Origin of the sequence: Micromonospora sp. KC723 (assembly GCF_004348595.1) — a bacterium.
GTDB lineage: Bacteria > Actinomycetota > Actinomycetes > Mycobacteriales > Micromonosporaceae > Micromonospora.
The window spans coordinates 1-18,608 of the sequence record NZ_SMKD01000115.1; the positions used below are offsets into that span (position 1 = coordinate 1).

17 protein-coding genes and 2 pseudogenes are annotated in these 18,608 nt (G+C 68.6%); 7 read left to right on the forward strand and 12 right to left on the reverse strand.

Features of this window, described 5'->3' with window-relative positions; all coding sequences use genetic code 11:
- A pseudogene (locus tag E1165_RS21870) lies at window positions 1-202 on the forward strand (SigE family RNA polymerase sigma factor); the annotation flags it as partial.
- Window positions 203-305: 103 nt separating this feature from the next.
- Here E1165_RS21870 and E1165_RS29100 read toward each other — a convergent pair.
- The 6 genes and pseudogenes from E1165_RS29100 to E1165_RS21895 all read right to left on the reverse strand — a co-directional run.
- Window positions 306-842: a DUF5994 family protein gene (locus tag E1165_RS29100; protein ID WP_165945286.1), complete on the reverse strand. Its 537-nt coding sequence runs from the start codon at window positions 840-842 to the stop codon at window positions 306-308.
- Window positions 843-955: 113 nt separating this feature from the next.
- Window positions 956-1,189: a lipopolysaccharide assembly LapA domain-containing protein gene (locus E1165_RS21875; protein WP_132393655.1), complete on the reverse strand. Its 234-nt coding sequence runs from the start codon at window positions 1,187-1,189 to the stop codon at window positions 956-958.
- 358 nt (window positions 1,190-1,547) lie between these two features.
- Window positions 1,548-1,808: a hypothetical protein gene (locus E1165_RS21880; RefSeq protein ID WP_132393656.1), complete on the reverse strand. Its 261-nt coding sequence runs from the start codon at window positions 1,806-1,808 to the stop codon at window positions 1,548-1,550.
- Window positions 1,809-2,030: 222 nt separating this feature from the next.
- The gene (locus tag E1165_RS21885; protein ID WP_132393666.1) at window positions 2,031-2,999 is read right to left on the reverse strand and encodes a YihY/virulence factor BrkB family protein; all 969 of its coding nucleotides are present in this window, start codon (window positions 2,997-2,999) and stop codon (window positions 2,031-2,033) included.
- Window positions 3,000-3,157: 158 nt separating this feature from the next.
- Complete coding sequence (locus tag E1165_RS21890; protein ID WP_132393657.1) at window positions 3,158-4,507, reverse strand: AI-2E family transporter; 1,350 nt, start codon at window positions 4,505-4,507, stop codon at window positions 3,158-3,160.
- Between the two features lie 245 nt (window positions 4,508-4,752).
- Window positions 4,753-5,163: pseudogene (locus E1165_RS21895) on the reverse strand (hypothetical protein); the annotation flags it as partial.
- Between the two features lie 189 nt (window positions 5,164-5,352).
- Between E1165_RS21895 and E1165_RS21900 the strand changes: the two are divergent.
- A complete protein-coding gene (locus E1165_RS21900) occupies window positions 5,353-5,622 on the forward strand; it encodes a hypothetical protein (RefSeq protein WP_132393659.1) in 270 nt (89 codons plus the stop codon).
- 370 nt (window positions 5,623-5,992) lie between these two features.
- On the opposite strand, the gene E1165_RS29105 is transcribed toward E1165_RS21900, so the two are convergent.
- From E1165_RS29105 to E1165_RS21915, 4 genes are all read right to left on the reverse strand, one after another.
- Window positions 5,993-6,139 carry a hypothetical protein gene (locus E1165_RS29105; RefSeq protein ID WP_165942546.1) on the reverse strand — a complete coding sequence of 49 codons (147 nt, stop codon included), beginning with the start codon at window positions 6,137-6,139 and terminating at the stop codon, window positions 5,993-5,995.
- A 1,008-nt stretch (window positions 6,140-7,147) separates the two neighbouring features.
- Window positions 7,148-8,485 (reverse strand): sodium:proton antiporter, encoded by a 1,338-nt coding sequence (locus E1165_RS21910; RefSeq protein WP_243704915.1) that lies wholly within the window; start codon window positions 8,483-8,485, stop codon window positions 7,148-7,150.
- A 2-nt stretch (window positions 8,486-8,487) separates the two neighbouring features.
- Window positions 8,488-8,709: a hypothetical protein gene (locus E1165_RS30075; RefSeq protein ID WP_243704916.1), complete on the reverse strand. Its 222-nt coding sequence runs from the start codon at window positions 8,707-8,709 to the stop codon at window positions 8,488-8,490.
- Window positions 8,710-9,089: 380 nt separating this feature from the next.
- Entirely contained in the window at window positions 9,090-10,109 is a 1,020-nt protein-coding gene (locus tag E1165_RS21915; RefSeq protein WP_243704917.1) for an acyl-CoA desaturase, read from the reverse strand.
- Window positions 10,110-10,234: 125 nt separating this feature from the next.
- Here E1165_RS21915 and E1165_RS21920 point away from each other — a divergent pair, with 125 nt between their 5' ends.
- From E1165_RS21920 to E1165_RS21945, 4 genes are all read left to right on the forward strand, one after another.
- On the forward strand, window positions 10,235-11,536 hold the full coding sequence (locus E1165_RS21920; protein ID WP_132393661.1) for a sensor domain-containing protein: 1,302 nt from the start codon (window positions 10,235-10,237) through the stop codon (window positions 11,534-11,536).
- Window positions 11,488-12,123: a response regulator transcription factor gene (locus tag E1165_RS21925; RefSeq protein ID WP_132393662.1), complete on the forward strand. Its 636-nt coding sequence runs from the start codon at window positions 11,488-11,490 to the stop codon at window positions 12,121-12,123. The genes E1165_RS21920 and E1165_RS21925 overlap by 49 nt, the downstream gene beginning before the upstream one ends.
- 355 nt (window positions 12,124-12,478) lie before the next feature.
- Window positions 12,479-13,756, forward strand: a complete 1,278-nt coding sequence (locus tag E1165_RS21935) for a PP2C family protein-serine/threonine phosphatase (RefSeq protein WP_243704918.1) — start codon at window positions 12,479-12,481, stop codon at window positions 13,754-13,756.
- Window positions 13,757-14,582: 826 nt separating this feature from the next.
- Window positions 14,583-15,107, forward strand: a complete 525-nt coding sequence (locus E1165_RS21945; RefSeq protein ID WP_243704919.1) for a hypothetical protein — start codon at window positions 14,583-14,585, stop codon at window positions 15,105-15,107.
- Between the two features lie 1,309 nt (window positions 15,108-16,416).
- Here the strand turns inward: E1165_RS21945 and E1165_RS21950 are convergent.
- The gene (locus E1165_RS21950; protein ID WP_207914648.1) at window positions 16,417-16,758 is read right to left on the reverse strand and encodes a hypothetical protein; all 342 of its coding nucleotides are present in this window, start codon (window positions 16,756-16,758) and stop codon (window positions 16,417-16,419) included.
- 400 nt (window positions 16,759-17,158) lie between these two features.
- Window positions 17,159-18,022: an NAD(P)-dependent oxidoreductase gene (locus E1165_RS21955; protein WP_132393664.1), complete on the reverse strand. Its 864-nt coding sequence runs from the start codon at window positions 18,020-18,022 to the stop codon at window positions 17,159-17,161.
- A 329-nt stretch (window positions 18,023-18,351) separates the two neighbouring features.
- On the opposite strand from E1165_RS21955, the gene E1165_RS21960 reads away from it, so the two are divergent.
- A complete protein-coding gene (locus tag E1165_RS21960) occupies window positions 18,352-18,483 on the forward strand; it encodes an integrase (RefSeq protein ID WP_132393665.1) in 132 nt (43 codons plus the stop codon).
- The last annotated feature ends 125 nt before the right edge of the window (window positions 18,484-18,608 follow it).

The following is an 18,608-nucleotide window of genomic DNA, read 5'->3' on the forward strand; positions in this document are numbered from 1 at the left end:
GCTCGACGCCTACGTGCGGCAGATCGTGGTCCGGAGCTTTCTGGACGAGCGGCGCCGTGGCTGGTGGCGGCGGGAACGGGTGGGCTGGGAGCACAGCGAACAGGCGACACCGACCAACTCTCCGGAGAACCGTCTGGTGATGCTCCGGGCGCTGGCCACCGTACCGCCTCGCCAGCGGGTCGTCCTGGTGCTCCGGTACTGAAAGGACCTGCCGATCGAAGACGTCGCGGCGTTGCTCGGGTGCTCGACCGGAACTATCAAGAATGAGAGTGAGCCAAAATCTACGCAGTCCCAACAAAGCAGCACTAAGGCACCCTGGGTGCGGCGGTCAGGTCGCCGCCTTCGCCCTCCCATGAGTCCTGGGCAGCATGATCGGCCCCGGCAGGAGCCGGTATGCCGACGGTGTGCAGGATGTCTTGTGCGTGGACGCGGTTGTCGCTGGACGCGGCCATGGCCAGGGCCGCGTCGGCGGTGCGTTTCGCGGTGCCCGGCGGTACGACGAGCAGATCGACTCGGTCGCTGTCCTCGATCAGCGCGGTGAGCAAACTGGCGGGTTGGCTGGTGAAGTAGCCGAAGCGAAGGAGCCGGCCGGCCACGCCTAGCCGGCGGGGGTGGTCGGTCCAGCCGGCGGAGCTGAGGACCAGCCGGGTGATTGGTCCGTGCAGCCGGTCGATAACCAAGATCAGGCCGGGCAGCTCGGCGACGGGATCGGTCGAACGGGGCCACCATCCGCCATCCAAAAGGGTGCGGCGCGACCCGGTGGGCTGCATCCGCAGGCGAGGCGTAGACGGCGGCGTTGGCGAGATCGTCGTCACGCGGCGGGGCGTACCGTTGAGCGTCATATCCCTCTCCCTCCCGCCTCGTCGCCCTGGGGTTACCAGTTCTCGACGTCAGGCAGGGTTGGCGTGCGCGATCGCGATAGATACCGAGCCGCTCTGGGCGGCGCGGGAGCGGGTCAGCGTTGGCGGCGCAGTTGGGTGATCCGGGCGGCGCCGACCGCCATGGTCAGCAGGGCCGTGCCGACACCGGCGATCAGCAGCCCCAGCGCCAGTGGCAAGCTCCCGTGCATCCACAGGAAGCTGACCTCGGCGCTGCGCGTGTTCTGCAGCATGAAGACGATCAACGCCACGGCCAGCAACGTGGCCGTACAGATGCCGACCCAGGTGGCACCGGTGCGGGTGTGGGGCATCAGTCTGGCGGTCAGCGCTCATGGCGGAGCGGTCGTGGGCCGTTGTGCAGGGGTGGCCCGGTCCGCACGTTCGCGGTGCGTGTGGTGAGACATGACGTCCCCTACGGGTTGGCCGGGGTCAGGCACCTCAAGACGGGATGTCGCTTCCGGTATATGTCCATCGTACGTCTGTTCGGCCGGAACTGCTTCTCGGCGGTCTCGCCGACCGCGGTCAATGCCGTTTCCGGCAGGAAACACCGCCGGTTCCGGCGCCGGAACACGCGGTGGTGAACGGCAGCTGTTGCAAGCCTCGCAGCGGCATCAGCGGGCCCTCGGCACTCGGTACGCGACCGCACCGTGATGCTGGTCCGTACCGCCGTTACAGATACTGGCCGGTCGTCTCGCTGTCCTGCCTGGCCACCCGGACGGCTACCACGTTGGCGAGGTTGACGATGACGGCATTCTCGGTTGCCTCCCGGTTGTACCTGGCACGGGTCAGGACCAGACTGCGCCGCTCGTCCAGTGCCTTGGCGATCACCCCAAGCGCCTCGTCGGGGCCGATGAAATCGGTGGTCAGCACGGAAACGTCCTCACCGCCTACCGGGTGAAACCGAATGATCAGTTCGACATTCTCAGCCACGCTCGACTCCTTCTGGGAAGCGTATCGTCCTTCTGGGAGGCGTATCGCACGTCGAGCCCTCGCTCCGGCTCGCGAGCACCGGCCTGCCACCGGCCGCTGCCCAACCTGTACCCGGGGACGTCGCGGATTCCACATCCCACTCTCGCTCACTGAGCCAGCTGCCGGCGGCGAATAGGACCAGGCTTGCGGGTAGCGGCCCGCTGGCGCTGCCGTTGCCCGCGCTCACGCCGGCCGCCCCTGACCCGGATTTCGGTGATCAACAATTTGTTCGCGCGCCGACCCGGTATCGGGGACGGTGGTTGGTTCCGCCGTGGCAATGTCCTGATCGCTGGACGTCCTCGGCAATTTGCCTCCTAGGGCGAGGTCGGTGACATCGCCGATGGTGGCGGTAGCGGTGAGCGCCGCCGCGAACAGAACGAGCTGGTTGACGACACTGAGCGACACCAGCAGCCCGACCGTGCCCGCGACCACGTGATAGGTCGGGTTGGCCTCGATGCGCTGCACGAAGAAGCCACCGACGGTCTTGAGCAGCTCCAGCCCGATCGCAACGAGCAGCGCCGGTAACGCGACCCGGCGCGGCGGCATCCGCAGCCGCGGCAACCCGGTCAGCACGGCGATCGACAGCAGTGTGTTCACGGCGACGCCGACCACGAGGCCGACCACGGCGAGCAACCCGCGGGTCAGGGCGGCGTCCGCGCCGGTGGTGTCGATCAGTCGGCTGGCCAACGCGGTTGTCGTGAACGCTGTCGCCAGGGACACGACCAGCAGGAGGCCGAGCCCGGTCAACACGAGCAGGTCGATCAGCAGGCGGACGACGAAGGTGCCGGGATACTCGGGCAGACGCCAGACCTTGCGGATCGAGGAGCGCAGCGCGTTTACCCAGAACCAGCCGGTGACCGGCAGACCGAGGAACGCGATCACCCCGGCGGCGCCGCGCGCGGTGCGTAGCGCCTGCACGTCGAGGTTGGGCAGGTTCTGGTCAAGGTAGCGCTGCACCGAACGTTGCACCGCGGGATCGTCGAGCACGAACCCGAAGAGCGCGAAGCCGAGCAGGGCCAGCGCGAACGTGGCGAAGAACGCGTAGTAGGTCACCGCCGCGGCGAGCCGACCGCCGTCGGCCTCGGCGTAGCGCAGCGCGGCCCGGGCCAGGTGGTCCAGCCAACCGTGCCGGCGGCGGGCCCGCCACCACATCGCGGCGCCCCGCTGTCGCCTGCTCCCGGCCTTCACGCCGCTTGCCGTACCCGACGGCGGTCCCGGTCACGCACGGCACGCCACCAAACCACGCCAGGTTTCACGTCCGCCCGGCGTGCGCCGCCCGGCGGGCATGTGCCGGCCGCGCCTTATCCAGTTCATGCGCCATCTACCGGCGCGACCGGCGTCCCTGGGGCGGGACCGACAGAGGTGGCAACCGGCGGCGTCTCCCCTTCCGTAGGCTCGTCGGCCGGCCGCACGATCTTCGCGCCTTCGCGCTGGTTCTCGTCGACCGGTCGGGTTCCCGGCGGTTCCCGGTCAGGAGTGGGCTCGCCCTGCGGGTGCTCACTGAGGTAGCGCACGGCCGTGTTGGCCACGGCAAGCAGCGGAACGGCCACGAGCGCGCCGACGATGCCAGCGACAACGAGCCCGGTGGCGATGGCGAGGATGACAGCGAGCGGATGCAGGGCGACAGCGCGGCCCATGATGAGCGGCTGCAGGACATGGCCCTCCAGCTGTTGCACGCCGATGACGACAGCAAGAACGATGAGCGCGCTGACCGGGCCCTGGGTGACCAGCGCTACCAGGACCGCGACCGTGCCGGACAGGGTGGCGCCGATGACCGGAATGAACGCCCCCAGGAACACCAGCCCCGCCAGCGGCAGTGCGAGCGGGACACGCAGCACCGCCAAACCAATGCCGATACCGACGGCATCGACGAAGGCGACGAGCACGGTGGCGCGGACGTACGACCCAAGGGTGTGCCAGGAGTAGTGGCCGGATCGGGCCACCGGGACGCGAGCCGCGCGCGGCAACATCCGGCACAGGAACCGCCAGATCTGCGCCCCGTCACGCAGGAAGAAGAACAGGGTGAACAGCACCAGGAAGAACCCGGCGACCACCTCGCCCAACGTGGTGGCGGTGCTCAACGCGCCGGACGTGATCGCCCCCTGGTTCTCGGACACCTGCTGCTGCAGCCGTTCGAGCGCGGCGCTGAGCTGCGCCTGGGAGATGCCCAGCGGGCCGCGCGAAAGCCACGCCTGTATCTCCTCCACCCCTTCACGGACCTGCACGGACAGGTCACCGAACTGGGAGACGACCGTCCCGACGATCAGACCCAGACCGGCTGACACGGTCGCCAACCCACCCACGAGCACCATGCCGGCAGCCAGCGACCGGTTGACTCCCCGGTTCCGCAACCCCCGAACCGCCGGCTCGAACAAAGCGGCGAGCAGCAACGCCACCACCACCGGGATGACCACGATACGCAAGAACCCGATCAGTCTGACCAGCAGATAGGCGGCAGCCACGAACAAGATCAGCCGCCACGCCCACGCACCGGCGATCCGCACACCGCGGGGAATGCCGTCGTCCACGCTCGGTGCCGCCTCCGCGACGACCACCGGCCTTGTCGACTCACCCGACGGGAAGTCAGCCCGAAACGGCGGCAGCGAGCCGCCCTGCCGCGCGGCCGCCACACGCGCCCGCACCGACGCGACCCAGCTCATGGCAACCCCCTATTCGGCACGTCAACGGGCGAGCTATACCCACGCCAGGGATGATCGTCACCCGCGGCCGGAGCTCCGATGACAAGCCGGATCGCACCCCGCTGTGACATGCGCGAAGCCCTTCGACGATGGCCGTTGACCACCCACACCAACGCCGCGCCCAAATACCACCACGGCACCGGAACGCCTTACGTACCTAAAGTTCTGATCGGTTACCTCAGTTCCCCGCTTTGCCGGAGCGGTGGTTACCTGCCGCCGGTTGGCGTCCGGGTGGTGCGGACCGAGTCTGGCTGATCGGTGTGGGCCTGGTGCCAGGCGGTCCCGTACCCGTCCGGGCTGAGTCGCCGAGCTCGCATTGGATGCGGCGGGTGCTGTACCAGCCGTCGATGTGGCGAATAGTGCGTTCTCGGCCTCCTCACGCCTTGGCCGCAGGAGATGCGGGTGACATCGGCGACGCACAGCCGGATCGGCGTGGTCGCGATGAACTGCCGGTTGACCAGGCCCGGCACCGACGCAGCGCCCGGGTCGCGGCGGGTGGACCCGCCGCGCCAGCCGCGGCGCAGGAACGCGCCCTGCCCCGGCGCCGCCATGAGCCGCTCGACGCGTTCGCGCCCGACGCGGATGCCGTCGCAGCGCAACTGCTGGTGCACCCGTCCGGCGCCGTAGGTGCAGCCTTAGGCGGTACAGATCTCGGAAGATGTTGGACGGCAACCCGCGGTCGACCCTCGTCCCGGTAACAGGGCTGGTTAGCCTGTCCAGCCAGCCGTAGTAGGTGGACTCGCAACGCCAGGACCCGTAGCAGGAGTGCGACCGCGTAGCGGCCACGGTGTTCGTCGACGAACGTCATGACCGACGCCGGGTCGCACTCCGCGGCGAAAAACGCGCTCGCCGCCCTGAGCACCTCGTTGACGCAGCGCAGCTCCGCGTTCTCCCGCCGCAGCCGGCGGTTTTTCCTCGATCATGTCCGTTGTCGGCCGGCCGGTTCGATCACCGCGATCGGTCTCGACCTGACAAATCCAGTTCCGCAACGCCTCGTGATGCACACCGAGCTGCTCGGCCAACGCCGAATCACGGGCTTGGGCTCCGACTCGCGGTACAAGCGCACAGTGCGCTGACGCAACTCGTCGGGGTACTTCTTCAGGGCTGCCACAGAACGTCCTCCCGTGGCCATCAGACCATGATCAGAAGACTCCGGAGAAGCGGGCGGAACTCAGCGTGGGGACCGTGCGCAACTACCTGGTTAGCGCCATCAACAAGTTGGGCGCTTCGAACCGCATCACCGCCATCCGAAGCGCCCAGCAGACGGGCTGGAACTAACCGCGCGCAGTCGCCAGCTCCTTGACAGCCTCTCGGGCGAGCTGCCCGGAGTCGTCGGCGAGCAACTGAGCCGCGGGAGCCGACGCGGCTGAGCCTCGCTCGCTCAGCTCAGATCGAGGGGCCAGAAAGCGATCCGATGCCCGCCACCGGCTGCCCTTGATACTGCGATCACCGCTTCCGGTTGAACCTGTTGGCCAGTTCGCGGAGCTTGCGCTGGGTCTGCGGCTTGGCCATTTCCTGCCGTCCCCGCGTGACCATACGCCGCCCCCGAGGGCCGGCCAGGAAGGCCTTGATCCGCTGCACCATCGATGTCATCTCATGCCTCACTTCTGTCGTTTCGTGTCCTCGGTGCGGCGCCGCCACTGAGTGGGCCGCCTGAGGCAATCTCCCGTCCGCTGGCGCGGCGCGGGCTGGCGCCTGAGCACCCCGGGCTGTTCTGCGGATCCCGCTCGTGACGACCGGAGCCGTGTGGCGAGGCGTGGACTGTCGGCGGACCACCCTTCTGAGCCGTGTGCGGCGCAACACCGAGCGAAACTGTGTTGCGGAGCCGCCCCATGGGGTACCAGCCGAGACGAACCGTTCGGCCGACGCTGGTGGGGCAGATTCCCATCGGTGGCGTTCAACCGCACGTGGGTGATGGGTCTTCGGCGGCTGTCCAGCGCCGCGATCAGCGTCGGAAGTTCAGAGTTGGCGTCGCTTTCTGCGCCACCAGTCCCCGTCGAGCAGCGTCGTGCGTGATGACGTTGCTTCCAGCTTCATTCGCGGTGGCGCTGTCGCGCCCGCGGTACGAGGTTTGGTGATGGGCACGATGGGTGGTTCCTTCCCGGTCGGTAGGGCCGGCTCGTCGGGTGCTCCGGCGAGCCGCCGCAGGCCGGGCGCGGTCGACGGCTCGAGCGTAACGAGCCACAAGGAGCCCTGCGATTCGGCTACGCCGCAGTTCAGCGGCGGCGTGAAAGCCGGCGACGTTGGCGATTGATTGCAATGCATGCGTTCGCGGCCCGGGTGGACGCCAGCTGGGAACTCAACGACCGCCGGAGTGGATTGGAGCCATGGAGGTCCGTCGGCCGACGGGCGTGGCGGGGTGCAGAGCAGCCGTGACGTCTCCTGGACGGGAGCCGGTATGGCGGGCACCTCGGGCGGATGTCGTCGATTCCGGGATGTCCCTATCGTACTCCTGTTTGGCTCCTCCGGACGAGTTCACGGTCGACCGATATCGCAAGGGGGCCGCTGCTGTCGTCACCGTCCGAGGTAGGCGACGTGCGGTACCGTTGGATCTTCGCTCTTGAGCGTTGATACGTGTGAATGGTGTGCCGCCTCGCGCGCTCACCGGCGCAACGGCTGCAAGGCCGCCAGCTGATCAGGTGGGCAGCGCCTGTCGCCTTCCTCCGAGCCGGTGTGGTGGGCCCCGTGCTGCAGCTGACCGATGCCGGATGCCCTGACCGTACGCCGATTCTGACGAGCAGGAGGCCGGAGTCGACGGCGGGCCGGCCGGGTCATGGCGCGGGCCGTTCGGGAGGCAGCCGTTCTTCTATGCCGAGTTCGCGTTCGAGCACGCGCAGGCCTGCATCGGGTAACCGGCCTGCGTCGCGCCAGCGCAGCAGTTCCTCGCGGCGGGCGTCGATCGCGGCCCGGCGGACGCGCAGTGCCGCCTCGTAGTGCGGTGACACGGGCATTGCGGCGGAGTCGGCGTTGCGCAGCAGGTCCAGGTGGCTCTGGTAGCGGCTCAACTGGGCGCGCAGGTACCCGCGCATTCCCTCGACGGCCTGAACATCGACGTCCTCGCGGTCGGCATCCGTCGAGCCGGGCAAGGGCTGCCTCGACGGATGCCGACCGTGCCTCGTTACGCAGACGCGACTGATCGGTCTCGTCGGCGCGCAGACCCAGCGTGCGGGTCAGGGGCGCGAAGGTGAGCCCCTGTCCGAGCAGGGCGCCGAGTACGACGGCGAAGGCGCAAAACAGCAGCAGGTCACGTACCGGGAAGGGAGCCCCGGTGTCGGTGACCAGCGGGATGGTGAAGATGGCGGCGAGGCTGATGACGCCGCGGGTTCCGGACCAGCTCAGCGCGACATCCTCGCGTCCGGTTAGCCGCTGGGCCTGGCACCGCTGACGGCCCGAGGAGAGGGCGGCGTTGGTGGGCTCCGTATCTCCGAGGCGGGTGTGTAGTGACCGGCGCAGCGACTGGGTGAGCAGCAGCCACAGCGGGCGGAGCAGCAGCACCACACCCACGGTGACCGCGACCGCGGCGATGACCGTGGACATGTCGTACTGCTCGAGTCCCCGTACAACCTCGGGCAGCTGCTGGCCGATTAGCAGGAACACGACGCCTTCTAGCAGGAAGTCGACCAGCCGCCAGACTGCGCTTATCTGCAACCGGCTCTCGCCCGACGCCCAGCGCGGCGCGTCGTGCCCGATGATCAACCCTGCCACGACGACGGCCAGTACGCCGGAGACGTGCACCTTCTCGGCGCACAGGTAGGCGACGAGCGGTGTGGCCAGCGAGATGGCGTTGGCCGTCAGCGGGTCCTTGGCTCGGTGCCGCAGCAGACGCACGCCGTAAGCGACCATGACGCCGGCGACGATCCCGCCAACAGCGGTGAGCAGGAACTGCCCGAGCGCCGAGGTGGCGGAGAACCCGCCGCCCGTGGCGGACGCGACGGCCACGCTCAGTGTGGTGAGGGCAGTGGCGTCGTTGGGTAGCCCTCCTCCTGAATCAGGGCGAACAGCCTGACGGGCAGACCCGCCTTGCTGGGCACCGCGAGCGCCGCCACCGGATCGGGTGGCACGACGGCCGCGCCCATCGCGATGCCGGCGGCCAGGGTGGCGCCTTCGACGAACCAGGCGAAGCCGAGGCCAACCGCCGATGCGGTGAGCAGGACCAGCGCCACGCAGGGCTGACCACGGTGCGCAGGTTGCGGCGGATGGCGAGCAGGGATGGGTCCAGCGCCGCGCTGTACAGCAGCGGTGGCAGCACGAACGTCAGCACGACGGTCGGGCCAGGCAGAACCGCGTAGCCGATGCCGGCGACCGTCAGCAGGGCCGCGGCCGGCAGACCGGTTCGTTCGGCGGCCCACCGGACCGCCACCACCACGGCAACCGCGCCCAGCACGAACAGCAACGTCGCCTCGACATCCACCCTGCCAGCCTCCACGATCAGAGGGCAAGTCCCGGGCTGCATGCTGCGCAATCCTGCGTAGGCTGCTCGCAGCCCGGCCGCGATCCGGCCAGGAGGCCCCCTTCTTGGTTTGGTTCAGTCGGTGGGGCTGGCTCAGCGCGCTGCGTGTTCGGCGCGGGCTGGTGCGCCTACCTGGTGCAGGTGTTGCAGGGCTTGGCGGTAGGAGGTGACGAGGCTGGTCTGTTCGTACGCGACGCCGATTTCAGTGCAGTATGCCTGCACGATCGGCTGGGCCTTACGCAGGTTGGGCGTCGGCATCCCGGGGAACAGGTGGTGCTCGATCTGGTAGTTGAGGCCGCCCAGCGCCGCGTCGGTCAGCCAGCCGCCGCGGACGTTGCGGGAGGTCAACACCTGCTTGCGCAGGTAGTCCTCGTCGCCGGTCGGGTGCGGCATGCCCTTGTGGTTGGGTGCGAATGTCATGCCGAGGTAGACGCCGAACAGCGCCTGGTGCACCAGCAGGAAGGCGATGGCCTGCGGTGGTGACAGGACGATCAGCAGTGCGGAGAGGTAGCCGACGGCGTGCAGGATCAGCAGGGTGCATTCAAGGCGGTGTCGCTTCACCGTGCCATTGCGCAAGGCCTTGATGCTGGAGACTTTCAGGTCGACGGCGAGCAGAGCGAGCAGCGGGAAGAACAGCGTGGCCTGGTGCCGGGTGATGAAGCCTTTCAGCCCGCGCCGGCCGAGGGCCGACTTGGTGGCCCAGATGAGAACCTCGGGCGCGACGTCCGGGTCGAGGTCGTCGTGGTTGGGGTTGTTGTGGTGACGGGTGTGCTTGTCCATCCACCAGCCGTAACTCATCCCGACGCAGAGGTTTCCGGCGAGCCGTCCGGCGACTTCGCCGGGGCGTTTGGTGCGGAACACCTGGCGATGGGCCAGATCGTGCGCCACGAGCGCGACCTGGGTGAACGTGACGGCCAGGAACGCGGCCGTCACCAACTGCCACCAGGACGAGCCGATGAGGAAGAACGCGGTCCAACCGCCGAGGAACATGAGCGTGACGATGCTCAGCCGTGCGAGGTAGTAGGCGGGCCGGCGCTGCATCAGCCCCTCGCCGCTGATCCGGCGGGACAGCACGGCGAAGTCGCTGCCCGTCGTTGTCCTCAACGGTGCCATGGTTATTGTCATGCTTCTATCAAACCGCCAGGGGCATGCATCGTCAGGAGTGCTACGTCCTACGGCCCGGTGGTGCTAGCACCACCATTGACCGCCCGCCAGCCGGCACTATATGACCTGTGGAAATGCCCGAGACCGGTGCACGGCTGCGCCGATGGGGCCGGCGCGGTGCGCACTCCGTGCTGGGCGGCATGGCCGCGATCGGGCTGGCCTTCACCAACCTGCCGCTGCTCACCGCGTCGGTTGTCGCGTTGGCCCTGACGCCGGTGCCGTTCCTCGGTTTAGCGCTGGTGCCGTGGACGATGACGCTGGTCCGCAAGCGCGCCGATCTCGAGCGCAGACGTGCTTCACGAACCGGCGTCCTGGTGACCCGCCCGTACCACCCGCCCCCGGAACGGGCCATGGCCGACGGCTGGCAGCGCTTCCGGTGGACCGTGACGGACCCGGCCACCTGGCGTGACCTCGCCTGGCTCCTGCCCGGCGCGATCGTCGGGTTCACACTCGGGACGATCGCTGTCGTCGTGCCCCTGTACGGCCTCGCGGGTCTGACGCTGACGCCGCTGTGGATCTGGCTGACCACCGGCTGGTACCACTACGGCGCCATCTGGTCCATCGATACGGCGCCCGCCGGCCTGCTCTGCCTACCGCAAGGCGCCGTCATCCTTGCGGTAGGCCTGTGGGCGGCACCGTGGCTGCGCCGCGTCGACGCCCTCTTCGCCCGGCTCTTCCTCGCGCCAACCAGGGCCGCTGAGCTCCGGCTGCGCGTCACGCAGCTGACCCTCACGCGCGCTGACACCGTGGACGCCCAAGCGGCCGAGCTGCGCCGCATCGAACGCGACCTGCACGACGGCGTCCAAGCCCGCCTCGTCTCGCTGAGCATGATCATCGGCCTGGCCGACGAACTCATCGACCGGAACCCGGCCGAGGCCCACAAGCTGCTCGCGGAAGCGCGTGAGTCGAGCGGTACGGCGCTGGTCGAGCTGCGGCACCTCGTCCGCGGCATCCACCCACCGGTGCTGGCCGAACGTGGACTCGGCGGCGCGGTCCGTGCGCTGGCGCTCAGCCTGCCGGTCCCGATCACGGTCGACATCGACCTACCGGGACGGCCCAACACACCCGTCGAGTCCGCGGCGTACTTCGCCGTCGCCGAGGCGCTGACCAACATGATCCGGCACAGCCGTGCCCACAGCGGGTCGGTGTCCGTGCGGCACGCGGACAGCGCGCTGACCATGGTGGTCACCGACGACGGCGCAGGAGGCGCCGACCCCGCCGCCGGCACCGGTCTGCGCGGTATCGAACGCCGCCTCGCCGCGTTCGATGGCACCATGGCCCTGTCGAGCCCGCCCGGGGGACCCACCGTCATCACCATGGAGATACCGTGCGCGTTGTCATCGCCGAGGACCATGCCCTCCTCCGAGACGGACTGACCCGGCTCCTGCATGCCTTCGACTTCGACGTCGTCGCAGCCGTCGACAACGGACCGGCCCTGCTGCCCGCCCTGATCACGCACAAGCCCCGGGTAGCGATCATCGATGTCCGCCTCCCCCCGACATTCACCGACGAAGGTCTGCAAGCCGCGATCGCGGCCCGAACCCAGGTGCCTGGCCTGCCGATCCTTATGCTCTCCCAGCACGTCGAGCCCCTGTACGCCCGCGAACTGCTCAGCACCCCGCACGGCGGTGTGGGCTATCTGCTCAAGGATCGTGTGTCCGACGTCGGCGAGTTCGTCGACGCCGTCCGCCGGGTCGCCGACGGCGGCACCGCCATGGACCCTGAGGTGATCGCCCAACTCCTCGTCCGCCGGGAGCCACTGGCGGTACTCACCGCCCGGGAACGGGAGCTACTCGGTGTCATGGCTGAAGGCCGCTCCAACGCCGCCATCGCGGCCAAGCTCCGCATCACCGAGAAAGCCGTGAGCAAGCACATCAACAACATCCTCACCAAACTGGACATGCCACCCTCCGACGACGACAACCGCCGCGTCCTCGCCGTCCTGGCATACCTCAACGCCTGACCGGCTGGAACGGAGGGACAACGATCATCGATGCTCAAAGATCCGCAACCGTGCACGAGCCCGTAAAGGATGTCTCGTAACTGGGTGAGGCGTTACCGAACGTTGACCCGCCGACCGGTTGCCTCGTCAACGCCGGCCTCGTCAAGATGGGCATCCAGTTCGACGTCGAGCGCCGACCCGAGAGCGGTCGGGTGATCCCGGCGAGGAGCCTACCCGGCCCGACGAGGGACGCGCGGACGGCAGGCCAGCACGCGTCAAGTCTTCGACGTGACGCCGAGGCTCGTCACCTCAGACCATGATCAGCGACGTGGCTCCGTGCCGCAGCTTTGACCTACTGCCGTTTATGCTGCGCCGCGTGAGCGACATCGAGATGAACGGCGTGGATCTCAACGAGGTGCTGCTAGCGGTGGAGAAAGCCGCCCCGGTCGACGCCGTCGAGGCGGTGACGCGCAGCGTCGGGGTGAACCTCGGCGCGTTGTGGGTGTCGTTCCTCGTGGCCGACATGAGCGGGCGCGCCCTGGTGCGCCTGGTCCACGTCCCTATCGGTGACGTGCCCGACGGACGCCGGCAGGACCAGGACCTGGCAGTGGTGCTGCCCTTCGACGGCGGTCCGCAGGAGCAGGCGCTGCGCACGCAACAGGTTCTGGTCGAGCACGCCGGTGATCATCATGTGGTGCGGGCGCCGGTCACCCAGCGCGGCGAGGCCATCGGGCTGTTGGAGATCGCCGTGTCTGCCGCACCGACCGACGCGGTCACGCAGCAGGTGTCGCGTGCCGCGCACACGTTGGCGTTCGTGGTCATCGCCAACCGGCGCCACACCGACCTGTTCGAGTGGGGGCAGCGGACCACGGCGTTCACTCTCGCCGCGGAGATCCAACGGCGGCTACTGCCCTCCTCGTTCACCTGTGAGGCCGACTCGTTCACCCTGGCGGGATGGCTGGAGCCGGCCGCCAGCATCGGCGGCGACACCTTCGACTACAGCCTGGCCCGCGACCTGCTGCACCTGAGTATCACCGACGCGGTGGGCCACGGTGTGCACAGCGCACTCACTGCGACCCTGTGCGTCGGCGGACTCCGTAACGCACGGCGCAGCGGCGGCACCCTGCTCGAACAGGCGCAGGCCGCGCACGAGGCGCTCGTCGCCAACGCCGCGGCCGGTTCGCCCTTCGCCACGGGGCTTCTCAGCCGGTTGGACCTGTCCACGGGGATCCTCGCCGTCGTCAACGCCGGACACCCCGCACCGCTGTTGGTGCGCGACCGGGCGGTGCAGCCAGTGGTCCTGCCCATCAATCGGCCTTTCGGGGTACGACCTGCCGCGCCCTACCGGGCTGCCGAGGTCGAGTTGCAGACCGGCGACCGGTTGGTACTGCTCACCGACGGCATGCTCGAACGAGGCGCCGCCGCCCTTGACCTGCCCGCACGGCTGCTGCACCTGAGCGCGCTGCACCCCCGGGAGGTCGTCCGGGTCCTCGGCGATCTCGTCCTCGAAGTCGCCGGACCTGTCCTACCCGATGACGCCTGCCTGCTCGTCCTCGACTGGCACGGCGGGCACGGCGACACCCGCCGCACCGCGGCCGGCGCCGACCACCACCGGGCCAGCAAATCCCTACCGCCGATAGCCAGCAGGCGGTGATGGCGCTTCGTTCAGCCCGGCCGCGGGTGTCGGCGCGGGGATGGGGGCGTGCGGCTTCGGGTCGTCGTACGTGCGTCAGGTGCTGGGCAAGCCGTTCACCGCCTAGGAACTCCAGGCGTGCGTGCAGCAGCTGCTTGACGAGGCCACGCCGGCCTGAACCGACGCCCTGCCCGGACAGCTCGGCGTCCGCAACCGTCCCGGCGACACGGCGCACCACAGGTAGGGCCTACAGCACAAGGTCGAGATCCTGATCAATCGGTGGTCTTTGATGCCCGAGATCGAGGACATGCGCGACGACATCAAGTGGATCGCCCAGCGCCGCAATTCGTTCGCTCACAATCTCTTGGACGAGGCAAGGATTGGCTGGCGGAGCCGCAAGCCGTGGCTTTCGACAACGATGCCGTCGAGGAAGCGTTCGGACGCGCCGGCAACGTCGCCACGCGCCTCGCCATCGGATGGGAACCGCGCCTCCCGAGCCTGCCCCGTCCGTGGACAACCCCGGATTGATCCTCCGTCCCGCCCCCGTGGGGATCCGTCAGACGCCTTCCTGATGGCATCGGGACAGCTTGGCATTCATAGACGCTTGACTACGGTGAAGAGCCTGGCCGCCCGCGGGCTGGACACGCTACGCGGCCTCCTCTCACCCACCTACAGCGGGACCGAAATGGGGGAACGATGAACGCAGAACAGTTGCGCGAGATGTTGCGCAGCGAGCTGGCGGCCAGCAACCCGCCGCCACCGCCCAGCAGAGCACCGCGCTGAGCGCCGGACGGCGGGCCCTCGTCCGCCGTCGTACGTATGGGCCTGCACCGGATCCGCCGCCGCCGTGCTGGCGATCGCCGGTGTCGCGGTGATACCCGGCCTGGTCACCGAGGGCCGCCCGCCGGCTGAGGGGGCCCGGCGGCCACCGGCCGGTAGACCAAACCATCCCGCAGCCCCCCACCACGTCCAGCGCCGTGCCGCACCCTCGGCGACGGACACCAAGAAGCCGTGGCCGACCGGCCCGAACGGCAGCCGCAGGAGGACCGGACGGGCCGGCACCCGGTACGACCGGGGCCTGCTCGGCAACGAGCTACCGACCGAGCCGTGCGCGCCGGCCCAGCGGTTCTGGGCAATGAAGGGCGAGTGCCAGGTGGTGGACGCCGGCGCACGGAAGGTCGGTGTGGTGGTCCGACCCACCGACGACGACCGGTTCGACCAGTGGGCGGCCTACCGGCACCCGGACGGCGTGGTGGTCTTCGTCGCGCAGAGCGGCGGGAGCAACGGCGGTCCGACCGAGCTGACGAAGCTGCCGTTCTCGGTGGAGCAGTTGGCGGCCCTCGCCACCGACGACCGGTTCCACCTGGAGTGAGACGGCCTGCGGCGGGCACGGCGGCTGCCGCCGGCAGGCCGGATCGCCGAGCCGGTCCGCGGGCGGTCATCGGGTGACCCGGCCACGCCCGGGCTGACAGCGGGGTCGGTGCCGGTCATGAACCGGTGCCGAGACCCCGCTGTTCGGACCGAGCTCGACTCGTACATCTTCCTGCTCTACGCCGGCCTGGCCCTCCGTGCGGTGATGGCCCAGGCGGCGAAGGCGGCGACGGGTTCGGCAACGCGTGATCCGGTACCCGGCCGCCACGCCATGACCTCGAACCTGGGCGACTTTCCGTTTCATGGACGTGGACACCGTGCCCCGCCCCGCCGCCAGCGGGTGCGGGGCGGTGGGCTGCCGAGCTCACATCACCCACCGACACGACGATGCCCCCGCCCAGAACGGACGGGAGCATCGCAGAGGAATCACCGGTTCGCACGATGGTGCGGTCGGTGGAGCCGAGGGGACTCGAACCCCTGACCCCCCACTGCCAGGGGATCTTGGATTCCCGCCGCCACCCTGGCCAGTCAGGGTGGCGCAGCGATAGGCGGCACGCCCTTGATTGACTCCCCGCTACTACCCGCCATCGACCGGCCGTACTGGCACGGATCTGGCACGTCTGACCACACGCTCATGGCAACGTCCCGCCGCCGTAGCCATCTTCGCGGCCTGCCTCGCCGTGCCCGTCGGATGGGCCGCCGTCAAGACCGTTGCAGCGGACCGGGGAGAGGCGACACCGGTTGCCGCCGCACACGCCTACCTTCTGGCCGTGTTCAACGGCCCCGACGGCGAGCTGGGCATCCGGCGCTGCCTGTGCGACAGCCGCCAATCCGAACTCTCACGGAGGCACGCGCTCTACGCGCAGAGCTTGCGAAAGTAAAGACGATGATTCGCGCGTACGGGCTGGCCGGATAGGACCGATTCCCGCCTGGCCGTCGGTGCCGTTCGGCCTCCTCGGGCCGGGTAGCCGGTCTACGCCGGCCACCCGGCTGATCACGTCACCCGGTGCCGCCCAGCTCAGGCGGACGCCGGCAGAACGCCCGTGAGGGGTGTCAGCGGACGCGGTCCGCAGGCGGCGCCCGCTCCGAGGTGGAGTTGCGCGCTCGACCGCCACGACTTCCGGTATAAACGCATCGCACGTTCCGCAGCTCATCGGGTATTTCATCGGTGCCGCCCCGGATACGTTCCGTCAGCTCCGTCAGAACATGATCGAAAGCCTCCGGCTTCCGGGGTCGGGGAATCTCGGACATGGTCCTCGCGCTGCAGGGCATCCGTGCGACGAAATTGACGGACCCCTGAAAGGCGTCGATCAGCGGTGACGGAAAAAGCCTGTTAGATGTGGGGTAACCACGAGCGAAGCCGTACCACCATTTTGCGTTAGACCGTCCATCACTTCCTTGCTGGGCTGCCCGTAAACGTCAAGTGCCTCCACGGAGCAGTGTTCCATGACCTCCTGGATGTATGGATCAGCGAGCTGCCAATGCTTCAGCACTGCGGCAGAGTCGAGGTACAGCTGGAAGCTGTAGGCGCGTAGGTTGGCTTCGTCAATGAACACTTCAACCATGAGTTGCGGGCCGTGCTCTCTCACGAAGTCAACAGCAGAACGAACCGCGTCTCGATATTTTTCGAGGTGACCCTCCTTGATGCGCATGGTGTTACGGAGAAGAATCGGGCCATCTGCCAACCGGGTAGTTGACTGCGACATCTGTAGACTGTTCCTTTCGTGCTTGTCGAATCGCGCAAGGACGTCGGCTGGCGGTAGTAGCTCGCGACGCTTGAGTGGCGGCCCCGCACGTGCCTGACCTGCGTACGGCTGGGCATGTCATGTCGGTGGCGGGCTTCCGCACGGGTCGCCACCGCCAGCCCCAGCCTGGGGGTATGGCCGATCTGTGGGCCTACCATTCGAGGGGCAACCGAGGGGCCGGAGGGATGTGCGGTTGTCACCGCAACGATGCGCAGGAACTCGCTATCTGGTAGGTGACCTGGCCCCGAGGTCCGCAGGGGTGCTCGCCGAGACGCCGGAGCCGGATCGAGGCAGGTCGTCCGGCCTCCTATGGGACTTCTCGTCGATCGACGACGGCGGTGAGACCCTCGCCTGAGCGGTGGTCAGCGAGGAGCGCCTCGACCCGCGCTGCCACGATCGGAAGGCCGCCGTCGCCGAGCGGGCTGCCGGAACGTTGTTCGATGAGGTGACGGAGCACGGTGAGGTGCTCGCCGAGGTTGGCCGGGCCGGGCGGATAGTCAGCTTCGAGAAGCTCGATCGCGGTGGCCGGGGCCGAGTTGACCACGTGGCCGAGTTGTGTACCGGCAGTCCGGGCGAAGTCTGTGATGTCGATGCCGGCGGCGCGTACGGTGTCGAGAGCGCGGAGCAGGCCCAGTTGTGCGTCGTACCAGACGCCGAAGAGGGCCAGATCCCAGATCGCGGCGGCCGCAGGCGCGTCCCCGACGAAGCGGGGCAGACTGAGCAGGCGCAAGGTGTCAAGGTGAAGCTCGTACGCGGCACGGTCACCGCCGTACAGGATGGTGGCCCTGTCAGTGCCGATCATCTCCGGCGAGGCCTGGACGCCCGCGTCAAGATACCGAGCGCCCATGCCGGCGACGAGCTCGGCCGTCTTCTGCGCCTCTCCCGGTGTGCCGGTGCACAACGCGACAATGGTCCGCCCGGCCTGGTCCGGGTGCATGGCGGCCAGGCAGTCGGCGACCGCGCGGTAGTCGGTGAGGGTGAGCAGGACGAGATCGCTCGACGACACGGCCGCAGCGACCGAGTCGACGGGCCGAGCACCCGCCTCCACCAGACCGGCGAGCCGGTGCTGAGTGCGGTTCCACACCACCACCTCGCGGCCCGCGTCGAGTAGCCGGCGTGCCACCGCTGTCCCGATGTTGCCGGTTCCGACAATTGTGATGATCTCTGCCATACGGCCAACCTAGAACTTCAACTCAACTTCATGTCAAGCCGTGACGTCGAGATGAAGGGGGCTGCCCTCTGTCGGCCGGACACCTCGAGGTCTGCCTCCGCCGCGCCACGCGATCGTGCAGGCCATCGTCCTCCAAGCCGCCGAGGACGCCCGCTACCCACGATGAAAATGGCTCACGGATGCCAAGGTGGAATCCGCCGATTGGAAGTCGCTCGATTCGGGAGGTGCGCTGTCTGCGTTCATTTCCTTCCGATTTACGCTGATTGACCCGACAATCGGTAGCGCAACTTTCAGGTGCTGAGGGGTCATCTCCGCAGTGGTTGCGGAGGATGGGGCGCATCGGGCATTCCAGCACCCGCGCCGCCATGATCTACCAGCACGCCACCCGTGACCGCGATCACGCCATCGCCGCCGCCTTGGACGCGCTGATCGAAGAGGCGAGAGGCAAGGTCAGCGCCTAATCTGGCACGGAGCGCCCCGAGAACGGCGGAAACGAAAAACGCCCTGGGGGGGATCACGTCCCTCACCAGGGCGTTTCGCAAGGGTGGAGCCGAGGGGACTCGAACCCCTGACCCCCGCCCAACCC